This is a genomic window from Roseateles sp. Mitsp63 (genome assembly GCF_059491535.1).
In genome coordinates, this window is sequence record NZ_CP168509.1 from 2466974 (window position 1) to 2484605 (window position 17632).

The 17632-nt window shown below is 71.0% G+C and carries 16 protein-coding genes; 7 read left to right on the forward strand and 9 right to left on the reverse strand.

Annotated elements, in window-relative coordinates:
- Positions 1 to 12 precede the first annotated feature (12 nt).
- Together ACEN96_RS10870 and ACEN96_RS10875 are read left to right on the forward strand one after the other, a co-directional pair.
- Positions 13 to 576: a hypothetical protein gene (locus ACEN96_RS10870; protein ID WP_495588027.1), complete on the forward strand. Its 564-nt coding sequence runs from the start codon at positions 13 to 15 to the stop codon at positions 574 to 576.
- Positions 573 to 965: a hypothetical protein gene (locus ACEN96_RS10875; RefSeq protein WP_495588028.1), complete on the forward strand. Its 393-nt coding sequence runs from the start codon at positions 573 to 575 to the stop codon at positions 963 to 965. The genes ACEN96_RS10870 and ACEN96_RS10875 overlap by 4 nt, the downstream gene beginning before the upstream one ends.
- A gap of 21 nt (positions 966 to 986) precedes the next feature.
- Here the strand turns inward: ACEN96_RS10875 and ACEN96_RS10880 are convergent, their stop codons facing one another.
- The 3 genes from ACEN96_RS10880 to ACEN96_RS10890 all read right to left on the reverse strand — a co-directional run bounded on the left by ACEN96_RS10880 (position 987) and on the right by ACEN96_RS10890 (position 6220).
- The gene (locus ACEN96_RS10880; protein ID WP_495588029.1) at positions 987 to 3515 is read right to left on the reverse strand and encodes a penicillin acylase family protein; all 2529 of its coding nucleotides are present in this window, start codon (positions 3513 to 3515) and stop codon (positions 987 to 989) included.
- A 74-nt stretch (positions 3516 to 3589) separates the two neighbouring features.
- On the reverse strand, positions 3590 to 5500 hold the full coding sequence (locus tag ACEN96_RS10885; RefSeq protein WP_495588030.1) for a S8 family serine peptidase: 1911 nt from the start codon (positions 5498 to 5500) through the stop codon (positions 3590 to 3592).
- Between the two features lie 18 nt (positions 5501 to 5518).
- Complete coding sequence (locus ACEN96_RS10890) at positions 5519 to 6220, reverse strand: DVUA0089 family protein (protein ID WP_495588031.1); 702 nt, start codon at positions 6218 to 6220, stop codon at positions 5519 to 5521.
- A 321-nt stretch (positions 6221 to 6541) separates the two neighbouring features.
- Here ACEN96_RS10890 and ACEN96_RS10895 point away from each other — a divergent pair, with 321 nt between their 5' ends.
- The 3 genes from ACEN96_RS10895 to ACEN96_RS10905 are packed head-to-tail and all read left to right on the forward strand — an operon-like array spanning position 6542 to position 9201.
- Entirely contained in the window at positions 6542 to 7201 is a 660-nt protein-coding gene (locus ACEN96_RS10895) for a response regulator (RefSeq protein ID WP_495588032.1), read from the forward strand.
- Positions 7198 to 8571, forward strand: coding sequence for a sensor histidine kinase (locus ACEN96_RS10900; protein WP_495588033.1), 1374 nt, complete (start codon positions 7198 to 7200; stop codon positions 8569 to 8571). The genes ACEN96_RS10895 and ACEN96_RS10900 overlap by 4 nt, the downstream gene beginning before the upstream one ends.
- 54 nt (positions 8572 to 8625) lie before the next feature.
- Positions 8626 to 9201, forward strand: a complete 576-nt coding sequence (locus tag ACEN96_RS10905; RefSeq protein ID WP_495588034.1) for an outer membrane beta-barrel protein — start codon at positions 8626 to 8628, stop codon at positions 9199 to 9201.
- Between the two features lie 487 nt (positions 9202 to 9688).
- Here the strand turns inward: ACEN96_RS10905 and ACEN96_RS10910 are convergent, their stop codons facing one another.
- Positions 9689 to 10564, reverse strand: a complete 876-nt coding sequence (locus ACEN96_RS10910) for a DUF2968 domain-containing protein (RefSeq protein WP_495588035.1) — start codon at positions 10562 to 10564, stop codon at positions 9689 to 9691.
- A gap of 132 nt (positions 10565 to 10696) precedes the next feature.
- On the opposite strand from ACEN96_RS10910, the gene dusA reads away from it, so the two are divergent.
- Together dusA and ACEN96_RS10920 are read left to right on the forward strand one after the other, a co-directional pair.
- Positions 10697 to 11743, forward strand: coding sequence for a tRNA dihydrouridine(20/20a) synthase DusA (gene dusA, locus ACEN96_RS10915; protein ID WP_495588036.1), 1047 nt, complete (start codon positions 10697 to 10699; stop codon positions 11741 to 11743).
- A 24-nt stretch (positions 11744 to 11767) separates the two neighbouring features.
- Complete coding sequence (locus tag ACEN96_RS10920) at positions 11768 to 12349, forward strand: methylated-DNA--[protein]-cysteine S-methyltransferase (protein ID WP_495588037.1); 582 nt, start codon at positions 11768 to 11770, stop codon at positions 12347 to 12349.
- A gap of 211 nt (positions 12350 to 12560) precedes the next feature.
- On the opposite strand, the gene ACEN96_RS10925 is transcribed toward ACEN96_RS10920, so the two are convergent.
- The 5 genes from ACEN96_RS10925 to ACEN96_RS10945 all read right to left on the reverse strand — a co-directional run bounded on the left by ACEN96_RS10925 (position 12561) and on the right by ACEN96_RS10945 (position 17630).
- Positions 12561 to 13577, reverse strand: coding sequence for a recombination-associated protein RdgC (locus ACEN96_RS10925; RefSeq protein ID WP_495588038.1), 1017 nt, complete (start codon positions 13575 to 13577; stop codon positions 12561 to 12563).
- A gap of 147 nt (positions 13578 to 13724) precedes the next feature.
- Positions 13725 to 14417, reverse strand: a complete 693-nt coding sequence (locus ACEN96_RS10930; protein WP_495588039.1) for a DsbA family oxidoreductase — start codon at positions 14415 to 14417, stop codon at positions 13725 to 13727.
- A 22-nt stretch (positions 14418 to 14439) separates the two neighbouring features.
- The gene (locus ACEN96_RS10935; RefSeq protein ID WP_495588040.1) at positions 14440 to 15435 is read right to left on the reverse strand and encodes a succinylglutamate desuccinylase/aspartoacylase family protein; all 996 of its coding nucleotides are present in this window, start codon (positions 15433 to 15435) and stop codon (positions 14440 to 14442) included.
- Between the two features lie 134 nt (positions 15436 to 15569).
- Positions 15570 to 16505: a PIG-L deacetylase family protein gene (locus tag ACEN96_RS10940; protein WP_495588041.1), complete on the reverse strand. Its 936-nt coding sequence runs from the start codon at positions 16503 to 16505 to the stop codon at positions 15570 to 15572.
- Positions 16506 to 16655: 150 nt separating this feature from the next.
- On the reverse strand, positions 16656 to 17630 hold the full coding sequence (locus tag ACEN96_RS10945; protein ID WP_495588042.1) for a DMT family transporter: 975 nt from the start codon (positions 17628 to 17630) through the stop codon (positions 16656 to 16658).
- Positions 17631 to 17632: the final 2 nt, after the last annotated feature.

The following is a 17632-nucleotide window of genomic DNA, read 5'->3' on the forward strand; positions in this document are numbered from 1 at the left end:
AGGAGTGAAGCGATGGCGCTTGTTGCAGTGGAACTTCCGCAGGAAAGGGCTCAGCGGGTCGAGGTCGATGAAGCATCGATGCAGGGACTGATGCCCTTGATGCATCTGCTTCGATACCCCGAAACACTCTTCGGGACCGCTGCGGAACGGGGGGCGGATCCGTGCGGTCCGTCCATGGACTGGGGCACCTTGCCCGATGAAGTCCGACGGTGCTTCCAGTACTGGGGGACACGCTGCACGGACGTGCTGCTTCATCTGCAACTGGCGGCGGAGGTCTTGCGACGCCACGGCGTAAAGATCTGTCGAGGCGAGGTGCGGCTCACTTGCTTGCGTCACGAGGACATGTCGCCCGGCGTCTTCATTGAACTGAGCATCGACGCGACGCCGATGGAGGCGGTGGCCCTGACGCGGGAGCTGGACCGGCGCGCGATCGATCTTGGCGTTCCCTATGAAGGCTTCGTGTTCTGCTTCATGGAGGGGGAAGGCGGCGATGACGAGGAGGACGGCGCATGCCTCTGCCCCTGCCCAATATGTGGCTCCGTCCGTGATGGTGGGACGGCGGGAGTCGACGAATGACAGCCAAGCCCGATGATTTGAAGGTGCTCGCCGAGGAGCAGTCCAAGGTTTGGGGCGAAGCGTGGCAGCGTTCCACGATCTCGCGGGCCTACTACGCCAGCTATCACCGTTGCCTCGCATGGGAATCAACGCTCTCGAAACGCGCGCTCGTTCGTCGGTGGAAGGGCAGCGAGCATCAGCAGTTGTTGAATCGCTTGAATGCACCGAATCCTGCCTGTACGGAGGAAGAGAAACGGCGATCCAAGGAACTCCATCGACTGTTGTCCTTGCAGCGCGATCGGCGAGTCAAGGCTGATTACGACCTGCACATGGACGTGAGCCGCCGGGAGATGAAGCGTCAGCTCGCCGACGCGCGGGACCTGTTCCGTGAATGCGGAGACATGCCTTGACAGGTGCCGCGCGCCGCATGCTCACTCGCTGATCGTCTTCGTGCTGAAGCCCGGGTCCTTCGCGATGTCCGCCTCGGAGAACGGCATCTTCTGCCACTGTCCCGCGCTGTAGGCGCGGGTGTAGTCGGCGTAGTGGGCCGAGGCCGGGTCGTCGGACAGCGAGAAGGTCAGGAAGGTGTAGGCCTCCACACCCTCCGACGGGAAGCGCACCACCTGCATGTAGCTGTTGGCGCTGGTCGCCGTGTCGAGCTGGTAGCCGCCCTGGTCCAGCCGCGACAGCGCGCACGCCACCGTGTAGTAGCCCTGCGCGCCGCAGCCGCCATACATCGGGATCTTCTCGCTGCCACGGACCGCGAACAGCGTCTCGCCGCGCGTGGCGTCCAGCGCGAAGCCGCTGGCCTGCACGCGCAGGATCGCCGCCCCGAAGGCCTGCTTCAGCGTGCCCGTCGCCGCCACGTTCAGCACGCGCGGCGTACCGATCGGATCGGCCGGATCGAAGCGCACCTGGTACAGCGAGGACTCCACCACCAGCGACGCGCGGCTCCAGAACTCGTCCCACAGATGCGCGCCGCGCGACGCGATCAGCCCCTTGCCGTCCCAGGCCTGCAGCGTGGCGCAGGCCTGCGCCGGATCGACGCTTTTGGCCGGGTTGAAGGTCTCCCCGGTGAGCAGGTCCCCGGTCACGTCGATGACCGAGGCCGGCGAGCACAGCATCGCGTAGGCCTGGTCCTTGAACAGCTCCGCGGTGAACGCGCGGCTGTTGAGCACCATCGCGCGCACCGTCTCGCTGGTGGCCTTGTTGCCGGCATAGCCGTCGGTGCCCGCGAGCCGCCCCTGCACCAGCGTGTGCGCGAGCCGCGTGCGGAAACTCAGCGAAGCCGTGCCCGCCGGGCCGAGGATGTCCGGGTAGCCGGTCAGCGGCGAGGCGGTGTTGGGCAGCCAGTAGCTGTCGTTGCTGTTGAGCACATAGTCATCGCGCAGCAGGCCAGGCATCCGCGAGGGGCCGATCGCGCCGGGCTGCACCGAGTCGAGGTCGCTCTGCCAGTCGCAGCTGCTCTTGGAGCCGTCCAGGACGGGCGTGCGCGGCAGCGCGGCGGACAGCGCCGCCGTCAGCGGCGTGGCGCAGTTCATCAGCTGCGCGCTGGAGACGTTGGGCACCGCGCCGATGTCGGCATACCAGGCCTGGTTGCCGCCGCGCGCGACCGCGACGGTGTTGACCCAGGGGATGGAGGCCTCCTCGCGCTGGATGCGGGCCACGTCGTCCAGCGTCGTGGCCTGGCTCCAGCGCAGCCAGACGCGGAAGACGCGGAAGTTCTCGGCGTTGATGTCGCGGATCGCGAACGCGGTGTTCGTGTTCCAGCCCAGCGCCGGATTGACCGCGGCCAGCGTCACCATCGGCCCGTACTGCGATTCGTAGAGCGTGCGGGTGACCGGCGCGACGCTGCCATCGCCCTGCAGCACCTGCACCGTGATGCTGCGCGCCGTCATCTTGACGATCGCGCCGTCACGCAGATAGCTGGTTGGATCGCCGGGTGCCAGCGAGAGCTGGAACAGTCCGAAGCGCCGCGCCGTCGAGACGGTGTGGCTCCAGGCGACCTTGTCCGTGTAGCCGATCTGGATCACCGGCACCCCGAGGAAGGAGGTGCCGGCGACATTGAGCTCGCCCGCAATGGTGAGCTGCGCCTGGTAGAAGCGGTCGGGGCCGCGCCAATACCAGTGCGGATTGCCGAACAGCAACGGGCTGCCGTCGCCGGTGGCCGCGGTGCCGAAGCCGATCATGTTGCTGCCCACGCCATCGCTGCCGCCGACCTGGAAGGCGGGCAGCCTCGACGCGTCGATCGCCACGCGCAGCGGCGCGGCGGTGGACCGGGCGCGCGCGGCGACGGCGACTGAGGGGGCGGCCGAGGGGCTGGCGGCCGCGGGCGGGGCCGCGTTGGCGATCTGGGGCAGGAAGTTGCTGTAGCCCGCCGCGAAATGCGCGGCGTACATGCGGCGGAAGACGTCGGTGTCCGAGATCGGCACGACCCAGGCCTCGGCGCGGCAGGCCGCATGGGCATTGGGATCGGCGCCGGCCTTCAGGTCGCGCAGGTAGCGGTTGTAGCCCGCGGCGTAGCCGGCGACGAGCTGCTTGAGCTTGTCCGGCTGCGCGGCGATCAGCCGCTGCAGCACCGCGTCGTTGAGGACATGCCGGTGGTAGAAGTCCGAGTCGATGTTCTTCGGCTGGCCGATCGTGCCCTGGAACGGAATCCGCGCCTCGGCGCCGAAGTAGCGCGAGCGCTCGCCGCGGAAGGTCAGCATCGAGTTGGCGAGGGTGCACAGGTCGTCCTGCGCCTGCGCGTAGCCGTAGCCATAGCCGGCGCCGCCCCAGCTGGCCGCCTTGACGTGCGGCACGCCCATCGCGGTGCGGCGGATCTCGGCCGAGTAGGTGGCATCGGGCGGCGTCGGGCCGCCGCCGTTGTCGTCATCGCCACCGCAGGCGGCGAGCAGCGCGGCGCCTCCGAGGGCCAGCGCAACGAGCGGCCCGCGGCCGCTTCGAATCGAAAGTCGCATGTTGTCTCCCTGGAACGAGTGGCGGCCCGATCGCTCGGGCCGCCACAAGCATAGGGCGACCGGGCCCGCGAGGGTCAGGGCAGTTTGCCCAGCGCGTTGACCGCGTCGATCAGGCCGAAGCCGTCATAGACGCTCCAGCCCTTGACCGCCGCGCCGCCCGAGTAGGGGATGACGCGCGCCGCCGGCGTTCCCTGCAGGAGGCTCTTGACCTGCTTGGGCGTCAGCGTGCCGGGGCCGCCGGCCTTCTGCAGCATCAGCGCGGCGACACCGGCCGCATGCGGGGCGGCGGCGCTGGTGCCGAAGAAGTTGTTGAAGCCGTCGCCCTCGTAGTCCGAGTTCTTGTAGAAGAAGGTCGTGTTGCCGCCATCGGGCGCGGCGATGTCGGGCTTCTTGCGCGTCTCGGCCACCGGGAGCCGGTTGCCCGCGGCGTCGAAGGCGATCGTCACCGGGCCCGGGCTGGAGAAGCTCTCGAACGCGGGGATGAACGGGCTCTGCTGCGCGGCCGGGAAGGTGTAGCGGTAGGCAGCGACGCTGTTGGCGGCGGCCGCGGCGCTGTGGCCGAAGGTGATCGGGCTGGTGCGCACGCGGAAGGCGCTGCCGCCCCAGCCGTCGAGGTTGGCGATGCGCACGCGCGAGGCCTGGTGCGTGCCGGCGCTGGTGCGGCCGATCATGATCCGGTAGTTGCCCGAGGGTCCGCCGGACAGGCTGACGATCTCGGTGCCGTTGTCGACCGCGAAGTTGTCGTCGGCGAAGGTGAAGACGCAGGTGCCGGTGTCGTCGATCAGGTAGAAGTTCAGGTCGGTGGTGACCTTGCCCTGGTAGAAGAGGTCGTCCCACTGCAGCAGCAGCGTGGAGCCGGCGGCGTTGTAGGTCACCGGCAGCGCGAACACGCCGCCGCCGAAGTCCAGGAAGCCGCCGCCGACATCGGCCGCCGTGCCGCCGGACGAGGGCGAGCCCTCGCAGGCCAGCACCGAGGCCAGGTCGACGTTGCCCAGGTTGGTCGGCGTCGTCGAGAAGGTCGCGGCGGGGATGTCGATCGAGCCGCCGCCGCCGGAGGCGCCCTGGTTGCCCGCGGACGAGAAGTACGAGACCGGCTTGCCGGGCAGCGTGGTGCTGGTCACGACGTCGGTGACCGCCTGCGCGACCTGGCCGTCGGAGAAGAAGGGCTCGTCGTAGTAGAAGACGTCGTCGACGATCACGTCGGCGCGGCAGCGCGGATCGGTGCGCAGCACGCGGATGAAGTTCGCGAAGGCGGCCTCGCCGGCGAAGGCGGTGGCGAAGCACTGGTCGGCCTGCGGCGCCACGTCCTGGACGATCTGCATCATCGCGCGGCCTTCGTCGGCCAGGCTGTCGTCGGGGGGCAAGTCCAGCACGAGCTTGGGCGGACGCAGGTCGCCGGAGGCGATGTCGTCGGCGGCGCGGATGGTGGTGAAGCTCAGCGGCGAGCCGTCGTAGGAGTCGGAGAGCACGCCGACGGTGATGCCCGCGCCGGTCCATCCCGAGGCGTTGGCGACGTTGCTGCGCATCACCGGCGCGCCCTGCGAGGTCACGGCGCCGACGTTGCGCTGCGGCCGGTGCGTCATCTTCATCAGGTGCAGGCCGCTGGTGGCGGCGAGCGTGGTCAGCGTCGCCGGCGGCACGTAGGCGGAGATGGCGCCGGCGCGGAAGGCCGGATTGACGCCGGTGACGCGGGCGCCGGCGGCGGTCAGCGAGGCCTGCATGCCGGCGAGCGAGGCGCCGGGCTGCAGGTAGATGTCCACGAGCACGCGGCCCTGGGCGTCGGTCATCGCGCGATGGTTGGCCCGGATGGCGCTGGGCGCGACGCTCAGGCTGCGCGCGGCGCGGCGCGACTGCTGGTCGACGAGGTCGGAGAGCGGGCCGTCCAGCTTGGCGTGCTGGGCCTGGGCGGCGCCGCAGGCGGCAAGGGCGACCAGCGCGGTGAGGGCGCGCAGGCGCGGGAAGGACGGGCGATGGGAAGTCGTCATGGAGCGGCTCCTGCGGGGTCAGGCGTTGACGGAGGCGGACGGGGCGGCCTTGCGGCGGCGGATCAGGCCGGCGGCGCCGAGCGCCGCGCCGGCCAGCAGCAAGCTGCCGGGCTCGGGCACGTCGGAGGCGGCCGCGCTGGCGCCGGTCAGGACGATCTCGTAGTCGCCCGATTCGCTGGTGATGCTGTTCCAGCCGCTCAGCGCGCCCGCGCCGGGATTGGCCGCGACGTTGCCGGCCTGGCCCAGCAGCGACGGGAAGATCGCCGCGCCGCCGCTCACCGGCGTGTAGCTCGCGCCGGTGATGGCCAGGTAGTACAGGCCGCTGACGGTCGGGATGTAGCCGCTCAGCGTCGATTGCGAGCCGCCGGCATTGCCGTCGTCGTCATTGGCGATCAGGCCCTTGCCGGCGGCGTCGAACAGGTACAGGACCGTGTCGAAGAAGTTGTACGGGAAGCCCGCCGCGGTCGTCGTGGCCGAGAAGGCCGTGCCCGCGGTCAGGTAGACGGCGAACAGGTCGGCGTCGGCGCCGCCGTCCAGCGTGCCGCGGATCGCGTCGACCGAACCGGAGCCGGTCACGGCCGTCGCGGTGGCGAGGGATTCACCGGCATCGGTGCCGCCCTCGAGGAAGACCGCGGCGGCCTGGGCGGACGTCGCCGCGCCGAGGGCCAGTGCCGCGATCGGCAGCCAGGTGTGCTTGAAGCGCTTGATTCTTGTGGACATCGTGATCTCCCTTGATCGTGTGGACACAACGCACCGGGGCAACCGCGCTCGGTGCGGTACTGCACACATCATCTGTTTGCAGGAGGTGTGCCAGGTGTTGTCCCGGCGTCAGGGGGCGTGGCCGCGGAGGCCGATGGCGACTGGCGTCGCGCCGATCCAGGCAGAGCCGTGCGGCGTACGCCGAGGCGCGAAGGCAATCCCGCGAACGCGGGGTGTAAAGCCGGCCGACTCCGGGTTTACGCGGGAGGTGAGGCGGGCGGCGGCGGGCGGCGGTTCGGCGAAGATGCCGCTCCTCCAAGCTGTCCGAGCCCCGAACGCGACATGCACATTCTTCTGATCGAGGACGACCTCGACCTTGGCCGCGCGCTGCAGGCGGCGCTCCAGCTCGAAGGCCATAGCAGCGAATGGCTGCGCTGCGCCGACGCCGCGCCGCCGCGGCTGGACCCGGCGGCGCAGGATGCCGTGCTGCTGGACCAGACGCTGCCGGACGGCGACGGGCGGGCGCTGCTGGCCCGCTGGCGCCGGCAGGGCAGCGAAGTGCCGGTGATCGTCGTCACCGCCCGCGCGGGCCTGCAGGACCGGCTGGCCGGCTTCGACGGCGGGGCCGACGACTACGTGGTCAAGCCTTTCGAGATGCCCGAGCTGATCGCGCGGCTGCGCTCGGTGCTGCGCCGCAGCGCGCAGCAGGCCAGCGACTGCTGGCGGCTCGGCGCGTTGACCCTCGAACCGCGCCGCCATCGCGCGCTGCTGGATGGCGAGGAACTGGCGCTGTCGCCGCGCGAGTACCAGCTGTTGATGGAACTGGCGCGCGAGCGCGGTGGCGTGGTGGCCAAGCGCACGCTCGCGCAACGCCTGTCCCCGCTGGGGGAGCCGCTGGACTTCGGCGCGCTGGAGGTGCACCTGTCCAACCTGCGGCGCAAGATCGGCGCGTCTCGCATCGGCACCGTGCGCGGCGTGGGCTATTGGCTGGAGTGCGCATGAGGCGCTGGCGGGTCCCCACGCTGACGCGCCGCATCACCGGCGCGCTGGTGTTGGCGGTCGCGCTGCTGGCCGTGGTCGTGCTGGTCCAGGACCAACTGGACCTGCGGCGGGAGATGGCCACCGATCCGGGCGTCGGCCGGATGGGCCGGATGATCGGCGCGGGCCTGCATGAACTCGACGATCCCGGACAGGCGGCAAGGCTGGTGGCCGGCCATGCCCGCCACGGCAACCGGGAGCGGCACCGTTCCGGCCTGCTGCACGGGGACCTGCTGATCCAGCTCTATGACCGGTCGGGGCGCCTGCTCTACGCATCCGCCCCTGCGGCGCCGATCGAGGCGGTCGGCATCGGAACCCAGGTCCTCGCCGGCCAGCCGCATTGGACCTATCGCGAGGACGGCCCGCGCTGGTCGCTGCGGATCGCGGAACCCTCGATCACCAGCGCCAGCCTGCTCGGTTTCTCGAGCGTGGAACTCGGCAAGCAGCTCGCGCTGGCATTCCCGCTGATGGTGCTGCCGTTGTGGATCGCGGTGCACACGGGGCTGCGCCCGCTGCGCCGGCTGACGCGCCGGATCGAGCAGCTCGACGCCAGCCACGCGCTGGAGCCGCTGGCCATGGACCTGCGCTACGCGGAACTGCGTCCGTTGGGGGAGGCCTTCGACACGCTGATGCGCCGGCTGCGTGAGCGGGTCGTCCGGGAGCAGTCCTTCGTCCAAGATGCGGCGCACGAGTTGCGCACGCCGCTCGCCGTCATCGCGACGCAGGCGCACGTGCTGGCGAACGCGGCGGACGCGCCGGCGCGCGAGGCCGCCGCCGCGGCCATGCAGGACGCGGTGGCGCGCGGCGCGCACCTGTCGGGGCAGTTGCTCGATCTCGCGGCGCTCGATCGGGGCGGCCAGGCGTCGCCCGAGACCGTCGACTTGGCCGAGCTGACCGCGCGGATGCTGGCCCGGCAGGCCGGGGCGGCGCGCCGGGCGGGCCTGTCGCTGTCGCTGGAGGCGCCCGAGCGGCTGTCCCTGGCCCTGGACGGCATGGCGTTCCAATCCATCCTCCAGAACCTGCTCGACAACGCGCTGCGCTATGTGCCGGCCGGCGGCCGCGTCGAGGTGGTCCTCGCGCACGAGCGGCGCCAGGGCCTGCGGCTGACCGTGTCGGACGACGGACCCGGCATTGCCGGGCAGGACCGGGAGCGCGCGTTCGAGCGCTTCTGGCGCGGGCCGGGGCACGACCGCCCGGGCTCGGGCCTGGGCCTGGCGATCGTCCGGCAGGCCGCGTCGCGCCTGGGCGGGCGCGTGAGGCTGGGCGCCGGGCTGGAGGGGCGGGGCGCCTGCTTCGAGCTCGAGGTGCCGGCCGCGGCCTTGGGCATTCCTTAAGGTCGGCGTTTTCAGAATGGCCGCGTCAATGTCGACAGCCTTCTGAAAGCCGCAGTGAAGACGCTTCCGAACTTCCTTTTCCTGATCGCCTCGACGGCGCTGACGGCCTCCGTGGCCCGCGCCGCCGACCCGTACGCCGGGGTGTCGCTCGCCACGCCGGGCGAGGCGCGGATCAATGCCGGCCCTGGCGCGACGCTCGGGAACGACAATCATCCGGCGGCGTTCAAGCTCTATGCCGGCCTGCGTTTCAGTCCGGAATGGTCGGTGGAGGCGGGTTATGGCGCCTTTGGCAGCTGGCGCTTCTCGGATCCGGCGCCGGGGGCCGTGGACTCGGCGCGGATCGCCTCGAACGCGTTCACCGTCGCCGCGCGTTACACCGTGGACCTCGGTGAGGCGGTTTCGGTGTTCGCCAAGCTCGGCCTGGCGGCCAACCGCTTCCGCTACAGCGACAGCGCGGGCCAGTCGGCGCGCGGCAGCTTCGTCCGGCCGCTGTGGGGCTTCGGCGCGGAACTCAAGCTGAGCAAGGAACTCAGCGTGCCGCTGGAGTTCGAGTCCTTCGGAAAGGGCCGGACCGCGCTGGGCGAGTTCCATCAGCGCAAGCTGGAACTGGGGTTGAGGTATCAGTTCTGACGACGGGCCGGCCCGTTGACCGCCTCCGCCCCGTCAATTCCGGTCCGGGCGCAGCGCGCGGCCCTCGGGCGATTCGCCCGCCTCGGTGACCCGGCCGCTGGCCTTGCGGCTGGCGGGCCCGGTTGCCGGGCGGGGAGGCGGGCTTTCCTGCTCCGCCGAGGACGGCTCGATGGGCGTCTGCACGGCGGGGGAGGGGCCTGGCGCGGGGGCTGGGCCGACGCGGCCGGCGGGGCGCTCCACTGGCCGGCATCGATCGGCGGACCGACGGTGCCGGACTGGCGCCGGCTCGCGCTCGACGCGGCGGGCGCTTCCGGTGTCTGGGCGATGGCCGCGGCGGCGGCGGCGACGGTCATGCTCGCGGCGAGCAGCGTCATCTTGCTGAGGCGCTTCATGGCGGCTCCTCGCGGGACTGCGATAGGCGAAGTCTTCGCCCGTTGGCGGGGGCTGTCTGTAGGACAGGGCCGCGTATTGGAGCGCTGGCGGGGGCCTAGCGCGTGGGCAGCGGTGTGGACGCGGCCGGCTCCAGCCGCAGCGAGGCGCGGGCCTCGGCCTGTCGCACGAGCTGTTCGAAGGCGCGATCGGCATCGGCGGCATCGCGGCTGCGCACCATCATCACGACCGTCGCGTGGCGGGTGAGCGCCGCGAAGAACTCCTGGGTCTCGCTGCTCCAGACCAGACGCACGACGTCGTCTCCGATGCGCTGGCGGCGCACCGTCTCCACCGCGCTGCCGAAGAAGCGCAGGTCGGGGCCGTCGGACAGCGGCGTCATCGGCACGGCGGGCAGCAGCATCTCGGACGGCAGCGTGGACCGCGCCGGTGTCGAGGCGGGGACGTCGTCGGTCATGCGGCCCAGCAGGACCGGGCGGCCGACTTCGCCAGCAGCGGCCATGCGCCGGAAGCTGTCGAAGTGCTGCCACGCGATCGACTCGTCGGCGGTGGTGAGCGTGCGCCGCATCGCGCCTTGCTGCGACACGGCGACGTAGTACTTGCGGGGGGCCGCGCTCGACCAGACCTCGATCGCGACATCGTCGACCTCGGCGCGGCGCGCCAGTTGCACGGACTTCGCGGCCAGCCGCTGGCGGAGCTCGTCCATGTCGGCGGCTTCGGCCTCGATGGCGGCGGGGGCGGCGCTTGCCGCGGAGGCCGGCCGCTGCGGCGGCGCTGCCGGTTTCGTCTTGCCGCCAGGCTTGCCAGCGGGGACGGTCTTTCCGGCTTTCCCTCCCTTGGAGGGCTTGGAGGGCTTGGAGAGCTTGGCTGGGGCGGCCTTCCGGGGGGATTTCTCCTGCGCCGCCTGGGCGGTCGAGGACGCGCCGGCCAGTGCGAGGCCGACCGCGGTCAGCAGCGCGATGACCGGACCGCGCACTGGCGCGAGACCTCGGGAACGACGGAAGGGCGGAACCATGAGCGGTCGGCATGGTACGACGTACGCGCCCCCGCGAGGCACCGCGCCCGCGCCGCCGACGCAAATCGACACACGGCGGATAATCCGCGCCCTATGTCCCCGAAGTTCTCCCCCTGGCGGCTGTCCGTCGCGCCGATGCTCGACTGGACCACCGCGGATTGCCGTTTCCTGCACCGGCTGCTGACCCGCCACACGCTGCTCTACACCGAGATGGTCACGACCGGCGCGATCCTGCATGGCGACAAGCCGCGCCACCTCGACTTCAACGCCGAGGAGCATCCGGTCGCGCTGCAGCTGGGAGGCTCGGAGCCGGCCGATCTGGCCGCCTGCGCGAAGCTGGCGCAGCAGTGGGGCTATGACGAGGTCAACCTGAACTGCGGCTGCCCCAGCGAGCGCGTCCAGCGCGGCGCGTTCGGCGCCTGCCTGATGGCGGAACCGGGACTGGTGGCCGACGGCGTCAAGGCGATGCGGGACGCGGTTGCTATCCCGGTGACCGTCAAGCACCGCATCGGCATCGACCGGATCGAGAGCTACGGATTCGTTCGCGACTTCGTCGGCCAGGTGGCCGAGGCGGGGTGCGAGGTCTTCATCGTGCATGCGCGCAACGCCTGGCTGCAGGGGCTGTCGCCGAAGGAGAACCGGGACATCCCGCCGCTGCGGTACGAGCTCGTCCACCAGCTCAAGCGCGAGTTTCCCGGGCTCACGATCGCGATCAACGGCGGCCTCAAGGCCGATGACGAGATCGCGGAGCAGCTCCAGCATGTCGACGGCGTGATGATCGGCCGGCAGGCGTATCACGAGCCCTGGCAGATGGCGCAGTGGGATCAGCGCTTCTTCGGCGAAGCGGCGCCGTGCGTGACGAGCCGGGAGGAGGTCGAGGCGCGGTGGCTCGAGTATCTGGACCGGCAGGTTGCGCTGGGGCGGCCATGGTCGCAGGCGATGCGGCACGCGCTGGGGCTGTGGAACGGATTGCCGGGCGCGCGCCGCTGGCGGCAGGTGTGGTCGGATCACAAGCTCAAGGCGCTGGCGCCGCGCGAGGTGGCCAAGCTCGCCACCGAGGCCCGCGTGCAGGCCGCGGAGATCGCCCGGCAGCATCCGGCATTCCAGGAGCCGGCGGCGCAGGCGCCCGTCACCAGCTGACGCGGCGGCGAGGAGCATCGCGCGATGGCGCCGCAAGTCTTCTTCCATTGCTATCCGACGGCGCTCGGGCACTGCGGCATCGCGTGGACCGAGCGCGGCATCGTGGGCTCGCAGTTGCCGGAAGAGACGCCGTCGATGACGCGCGATCGCATGTGGGTGAGATTCCCCGCGGCGCGGGAGGAGATGGATGTCGAGCGCCTGCCGGAGGCGGTGAGGCAGGCCTGCGAGGGGGTGCGCGCGCTGCTCGAAGGGGAGGCGCGGGATCTGCTCGAGGTGGAGTTGGACGACAGCGCGGTGCCGGCTTTCGATCGGGAGGTGCTCGCGCTGACGCGGCGCATTCCGGTCGGGCAGACGCTGACTTATGGCGAAGTGGCCGCGCGGCTCGGCCATCCGGGCGCGGCGCGCGCGGTGGGCCGGGCGGAAGGCCACAACCCGTTCGCGCCGATCGTGCCTTGCCATCGCGTGATGGGCGCGCCGGCCACGGGCAAGGCGGCCAACCTCACGGGCTTCTCCGCCGCGGGCGGCGTGGCGACGAAGCTCAAGATCCTCGCGATCGAGGCGCGCGCGACAGGACAGCAGGTCGGCGAACAGCAGGATCTGTTCTGAGGTTGAGCCCTTGCGCAAGAACTCCCTCGCCCCCCGCGAGGGGGGAGAGGGCAGGGGAGAGGGGGGGCTTCGAAGGGCAGCAGCGCTATGGCACGAGCCCCCTCTCCCCTCCCTCTCCCCGCTGGGGCGAGGGGGTTTACTACGACGTCCGGCTCATACTCCCTCGCCCGCTTGCGGGAGAGGGCAGGGGAGAGGGGGTTCGTGGCGCCCCTCAATCCCAGGGCGCCGCCTCAGTCGCGAGGTCCTGATCCTTCGCGGCGGAAGGCGCCGCGGCGGGCTTGGCGGCAGCGCCGCCAGGCGCGTGTTCCGCCGCGATCTTGGCCGACTGCCCGATGAAGTCGAGCTCGCCGCCCAGTCCCTCGATCAGGTCGGGGATCAACTGCGCGAGCTCGCCGGTCGCCAGCGCCGCGTCCACATCGAACGCCTCATCCTTGGCCGGCTTGTCCCGCCCGTCGAAGACCACGTCCAGGAACTTGATGCCCTTGATCTGCATCGTGTCCGTCAACGTGAACGACACGCGCTCCTTCCAGGTCATCGCCAGCCGCGTCGGCATCTTGCCGCTGGTCAGATGCGCCTTCACCTCATCGGTGTCCAGGTTGTGACGCGCATAGCGCACCGCCGCCTTCATCTCATCGGCCGCCTTCAACTCGCAATCGCGGTCGATGATGAAATCCTTCGGCGGTACGCCGTCCATCAGCCACGCGGCCATGCACGCCGCCGGCGATTCCGCGCTCTGCAGCAGATGCAGGTTGATCGACGAATCCGCCTTCACCAGCAGCGTGATCAGCTCATCCGCCTTGCCGATCGAGCCCGCGTCCACCATCAGCAAGCCCTGCTTCGGCGAGACCCACACCCGCAGGTGCGACTGCAGCGTGAACGCGCGCGGCAGCAGTTCCAGCGTGGCCTGGTCCTTCATGTCGCGCTGCTGCTTCTTGCCGGGACGCCGGCCGGTCTCGTTCTCGATCTGCTCGACCATCTCCTCGACCCGCTCGCGCACCACCGAACCCGGCAGCACGCGCTTCTCCATGCGCAGGCTGAGCAGCCAGTGGCCGTCGATCTCCTCCAGCAGGCGGGCGCCGGGCTCGCCGCGCGGCGGCACCCAGCCGGCCGACAGCGCCTGCGTCGCGCCGCAAGGCTGGAAACGCTCCTGCTCGAGCGCGTCCTCGAGCTTCTCCACATTGGGCTGCCAGTCGTTGGACAGGCGGTAAACGATCAGGTTCTTGAACATCTCGGAACTACGGCAGGCAAGGACGGCGCGCCAGGGCGCCAGGAATGACGACGGGGCCACGCGGACGACGCGTGGCCCCGTTCAAACGATGGGCGATTGTCTCAGTTCCCGCGGCCGCTCCGGCCACGGATCAACCCGGTTGCGCGTTCAGGACGAGGCGGATTCGGCGGCGATCTGGCGCAGCGCCTGCTCGAAGGCCTCGGGCGGCTGGCCGCCCTGGATCAGGTACTTCTCGTTGATCACGACCGCCGGCACCGAGTTGATGCCGCGCGTCAGCCACAGCGACTCGGCATCGCGCACCTCGTCGGCGTAGCCGCCGCTGTCGAAGACGCGCGCCGCCTCGGCCGCGTCCAGCCCGATCTCGCGCACCGCGGCCAGCAGCGTGTCGCGCTCGCCCGGGTTCCGGCCGTGCGTGTGATACGCCGTCAGCAGCGCCAGCTTCAGGTCGTGCTGCGCCTTGAGCGACTGCAGCCCGGCCCAGTGCAGCAGGCGATGGGCGTCGAAGGTGTTCCAGACCCGGCTGCGCGCGCCCTCGGTGAAGGTGAAGCCGACATCGGCGCCGCGCTGGCGCAGATGCGCGCGGATGTCCTTGCGCTGCTCGGGCGTCGAGCCGTACTTGCGCGTCAGGTGCTCCTCGATGTCCTCGCCCTCGGGCGCCATCTGCGGATTGAGCTCGAAGGGCTGGAAGTGGATGTCCACCGGCACGTCCGGCAGGCGCTCCAGCGCGGTCTCCAGCGACTTCAGGCCCACCGCGCACCAGGGGCAGGCGACGTCGGAGACGAAATCGATGCGCAGCGGCTGCGGCGCGCCGGCGGAGGCGGAAGCGGAGGTGTCGTTCATGCCCGCGACTCTAGCCACAAGCTCAAGTCAACACGCGGTCGCTGGGCTTTGCCAGGTAGAACCACTCGTGGCCGGGCTCGGCGTTGTTGTTGGGAAAGACGATGCGTCCGCCGGCAGGCGCCAGCACCGGCGTGCCGTCGGCGCGCGTGCCGATGCGCTCGCCCGCGGCGACGGCGTCGAAGCTGGCCCAGGCGCGCTCGAAGCGGTCATCCAGGCTCTCGCGGTCGATGACCTCGTAGAGCTGCAGCAACTCCACCGGGCGCTTCGGATCGGCGAGCTCGATGTCCGCCGGCGCCACCATGCCCAGCAGCGCCAGCGTGCGCAGGATCGCCTTGAAGGCGACTTCGGGCCCTTGCGGGTCGGCGTGCTGGCCGCATTCCAGCGTGATGCAGTAGCCGCCGGTGCTGCGCATGTACTCGGTGGTGCCGACGCCGTAATGCGGGTCCTGCTGCAGCGCCATGCGGCGCGAGCCGTCGGCCGCCTTCCCGGCGCGGCGCTTCAGGCCGAGCGCGTAGGTCGACAGCCAGCCCTCGACGATGCGCGAGGTGCCCACCGCCAGCGCCAGCGCGGTTTCCGCGGCCTGATGGCGGAAGGGCTCGAGCTCGCCGTCGTTGTCGCGCGGGCCCATCATCGCGAAGGCCGGTCCGGGGTTGTTGAAGCTGTGAAGGTCCAGCAGCACGTCGCTGGCCGCGATCCACGGGCACAGGCGGTTGGCGACGCGGTCCTCGAAATCCTGCGGGATCGGATTGACGCGCAGGTTGCGGTTCAGGTTGCGCTCGCCCTCGCGGCGCTGCAGCCGGTGCGCCAAGGGGTTGACGACGGGGATCATCGTCAGCGTCCCCTTGAGCAGCGTGAGCCGGCCCTCGTCGAGCATCCGCATCACGCGCTCGATCGCGCCGACGCCGGCGACTTCGTTGCCATGCACGGCGGCCGTGACCAGCAGCTTCGGACCGGGCGTCAGGCCGGCGAACTGGTGGACGCGGAGATGGGTCGGGTGATCGAGGCGGGCGTCGCTCATGGCGTGAGGAGGGGGGCTCGAAAAAGGTCGAAAGGGGAAGCGCCGAGCATAGGCCCGCCGCGCGGACGCGCGTGCGCGCCGCGCATATCGAAAGCGCGGCCGGCCATGAGTTCAGGTGCGGAGGCGGGCGGCGCTCAGCCGCCGAGCAGCGCCGCCGCGTCGAGCGGCGTGTCGCAGGACCAGTGCGTGCTCGGCAGATCGCCGGCGGGCGCGCCATCGGCCCAGCGCGTCAGCCGGTACAGCGTGCCGAAGGCGAAATCGGGCGGCGCCTCGCCCGCGCCGGCGAGCAGCTCGCCGCCGCGGCGCACGTTGTCGGCCATCCAGGCCGGCAGGCGCAGGTGATACGGATTGCGCGCGATCTCGCCGTGATGGCAGGCCAGGGCGCGCACCAGCCGCGCGGTGTCGCGCTGACCCGTCTCGATCAGCGTGGTCGGCGACGGCTGCGTCGCCCAGAACTCGGTGTGGGCGAAGACGGTGGCGATCCGCGCCTGGGTCAGCGCCTCGGTGACCAGCAGATGGACGCCGATGTGGGTCGGAATGCCGTCGCCGGCGTGCGGCACCAGGATCAGCGCCGGCTTCTCCGCCACCAGCAGCTCGGCGACCAGGCGCACCTGCTCCTGCCATTGCGGCGTGCGCGCGGCGGCGGCCTCGGGCTTGACCTGCTCGAAGCCGTCGGCGGCCAGCAGGCGCAGGTCGAAGCCCAGCACGTCGCAGGCGGCGCCCAGCTCGGTCCAGCGCTCGGCGCGCCGGCCCTGCTTGCTGCCCAGCGTCACCGCGATGTTGGTGACGCGCCAGCCGGCCTCCTGGCGCAGCCGCAGCGGCAACGCGCCGACGATGCATTCGTCGTCCGGATGCGGGGCGAAGACCAGCGCCAGCGGCGCGGGGCCCGCGGAACCGGATCCGTCCGGGGCGGATCGCGCCGTCAAAGGACTGACACCGGTACGCACGGGTTGCTGCAGGACGGCATACCAGCTGGCGATCCAGGCTTCCCAGTCGGCCTGGCTGGCGGCGGGGCGGGTGCTGATCGGAAGGGCAGGCGTGGGGGCCGGGGGAGAGGCGTTCGCGTTCATCGGCGGGGATGTTGCGGCCCGGAAGCGAGACCTCCGGGCGGGTTCGTTCGGCCCATTCTGGCGGGCCGCATCCCCAAATGGTATTACATTGGTAGTAAAACTAGAAGCAGACCGGTGTAATTCCGGAAGCGGAGCGGTCGCCTCGCGGGTTCAGCCGCGGGCGGGGCGCGCCGGTCTGCCCGGCCAGGTTGCCAGCACGACGCCGCCCAGCGCCAGCGCATAGGCCAGCAATTGGGTGGCGCTCATGCGCTCGCCCAGGAAGAGAAGGCCGATCAGCGCCGTCGACACCGGCAGGAAGACCATGAACACCCCGGCCTTGGCGGCGCTGACGTGCTGCAGGCCCTTCATCCACAGCCAGACGGTGACCGTGCTGGCGGCGATCGCGTAGAAGAGCAGCAGGCCCCAGTCCTTGGGCGCGACGGCGCCGAAGTCGAAGTCCACCGCCTGCCACAGGCCCAGCGGCGTGACGAGCACCAGCCCCCACAGGTTGATCAGCGCGCTGATGCGCCGGGGCGGCAGATCGGCCGTCAGCCGCTTGCCGATGACGACGTAGCTGGCCTCGCAGCACATCGCGCCCACCAGCAGCAGCGCCCCCCAGACCGAGGTCTGGCCGAGTTCGCCGTCCGGCCCGGCGCCATGGCGGTCGAGCGCCACCATGACGATCCCGCCCACCGCCGCCGCGATGCCCAGCAGCGTCCGCGGCGCGATGCGCTCGCGCAGGAAGAGCCAGCTCATCAGCGCGACCGTCGCCGGGATGCCGGCCATGATCACGCCGGCCACCACGGCCGAGCTGTGCTTCATCCCGAACAGCAGGCAGATCGAGAACAGGAAGTTGCCGAAGAACGATTCGAGGAACAGCAGGAAGCGGGTGCGACCGGAGAGCGGCTTCTCCGCCGGGCCGCGCCGCAGCCACGGCAGCATGAACACCGCCGCCATGCCGAAGCGCAGGAAGGCCAGCAGGAAGACCGGGAAGGCCAGCACCAGCAGCTTGGACAGGCCGACGTAGCTGCCGATCAGGCTGGTGCTGGCGGCCAGGCTCAGGTAGGAGAGCCACGGCACCGGGTGGCCGTGGCGACCCGGGTGATCATGCGGAACGGGCGTCGGATCGGTGGTGGCGCTGGACATGG

Bases quoted from the DNA above. Each gene is read 5' to 3' on its own strand.
- ACEN96_RS10870 (WP_495588027.1), top strand. From the start codon at position 13: ATGGCGCTTGTTGCAGTGGAACTTCCGCAGGAAAGGGCTCAGCGGGTC.
- ACEN96_RS10875 (WP_495588028.1), top strand. From the start codon at position 573: ATGACAGCCAAGCCCGATGATTTGAAGGTGCTCGCCGAGGAGCAGTCC.
- ACEN96_RS10880 (WP_495588029.1), bottom strand. From the start codon at position 3,515: ATGCGACTTTCGATTCGAAGCGGCCGCGGGCCGCTCGTTGCGCTGGCC.
- ACEN96_RS10885 (WP_495588030.1), bottom strand. From the start codon at position 5,500: ATGACGACTTCCCATCGCCCGTCCTTCCCGCGCCTGCGCGCCCTCACC.
- ACEN96_RS10890 (WP_495588031.1), bottom strand. From the start codon at position 6,220: ATGTCCACAAGAATCAAGCGCTTCAAGCACACCTGGCTGCCGATCGCG.
- ACEN96_RS10895 (WP_495588032.1), top strand. From the start codon at position 6,542: ATGCACATTCTTCTGATCGAGGACGACCTCGACCTTGGCCGCGCGCTG.
- ACEN96_RS10900 (WP_495588033.1), top strand. From the start codon at position 7,198: ATGAGGCGCTGGCGGGTCCCCACGCTGACGCGCCGCATCACCGGCGCG.
- dusA (WP_495588036.1), top strand. From the start codon at position 10,697: ATGTCCCCGAAGTTCTCCCCCTGGCGGCTGTCCGTCGCGCCGATGCTC.
- ACEN96_RS10920 (WP_495588037.1), top strand. From the start codon at position 11,768: ATGGCGCCGCAAGTCTTCTTCCATTGCTATCCGACGGCGCTCGGGCAC.
- ACEN96_RS10925 (WP_495588038.1), bottom strand. From the start codon at position 13,577: ATGTTCAAGAACCTGATCGTTTACCGCCTGTCCAACGACTGGCAGCCC.
- ACEN96_RS10930 (WP_495588039.1), bottom strand. From the start codon at position 14,417: ATGAACGACACCTCCGCTTCCGCCTCCGCCGGCGCGCCGCAGCCGCTG.
- ACEN96_RS10935 (WP_495588040.1), bottom strand. From the start codon at position 15,435: ATGAGCGACGCCCGCCTCGATCACCCGACCCATCTCCGCGTCCACCAG.
- ACEN96_RS10940 (WP_495588041.1), bottom strand. From the start codon at position 16,505: ATGAACGCGAACGCCTCTCCCCCGGCCCCCACGCCTGCCCTTCCGATC.
- ACEN96_RS10945 (WP_495588042.1), bottom strand. From the start codon at position 17,630: ATGTCCAGCGCCACCACCGATCCGACGCCCGTTCCGCATGATCACCCG.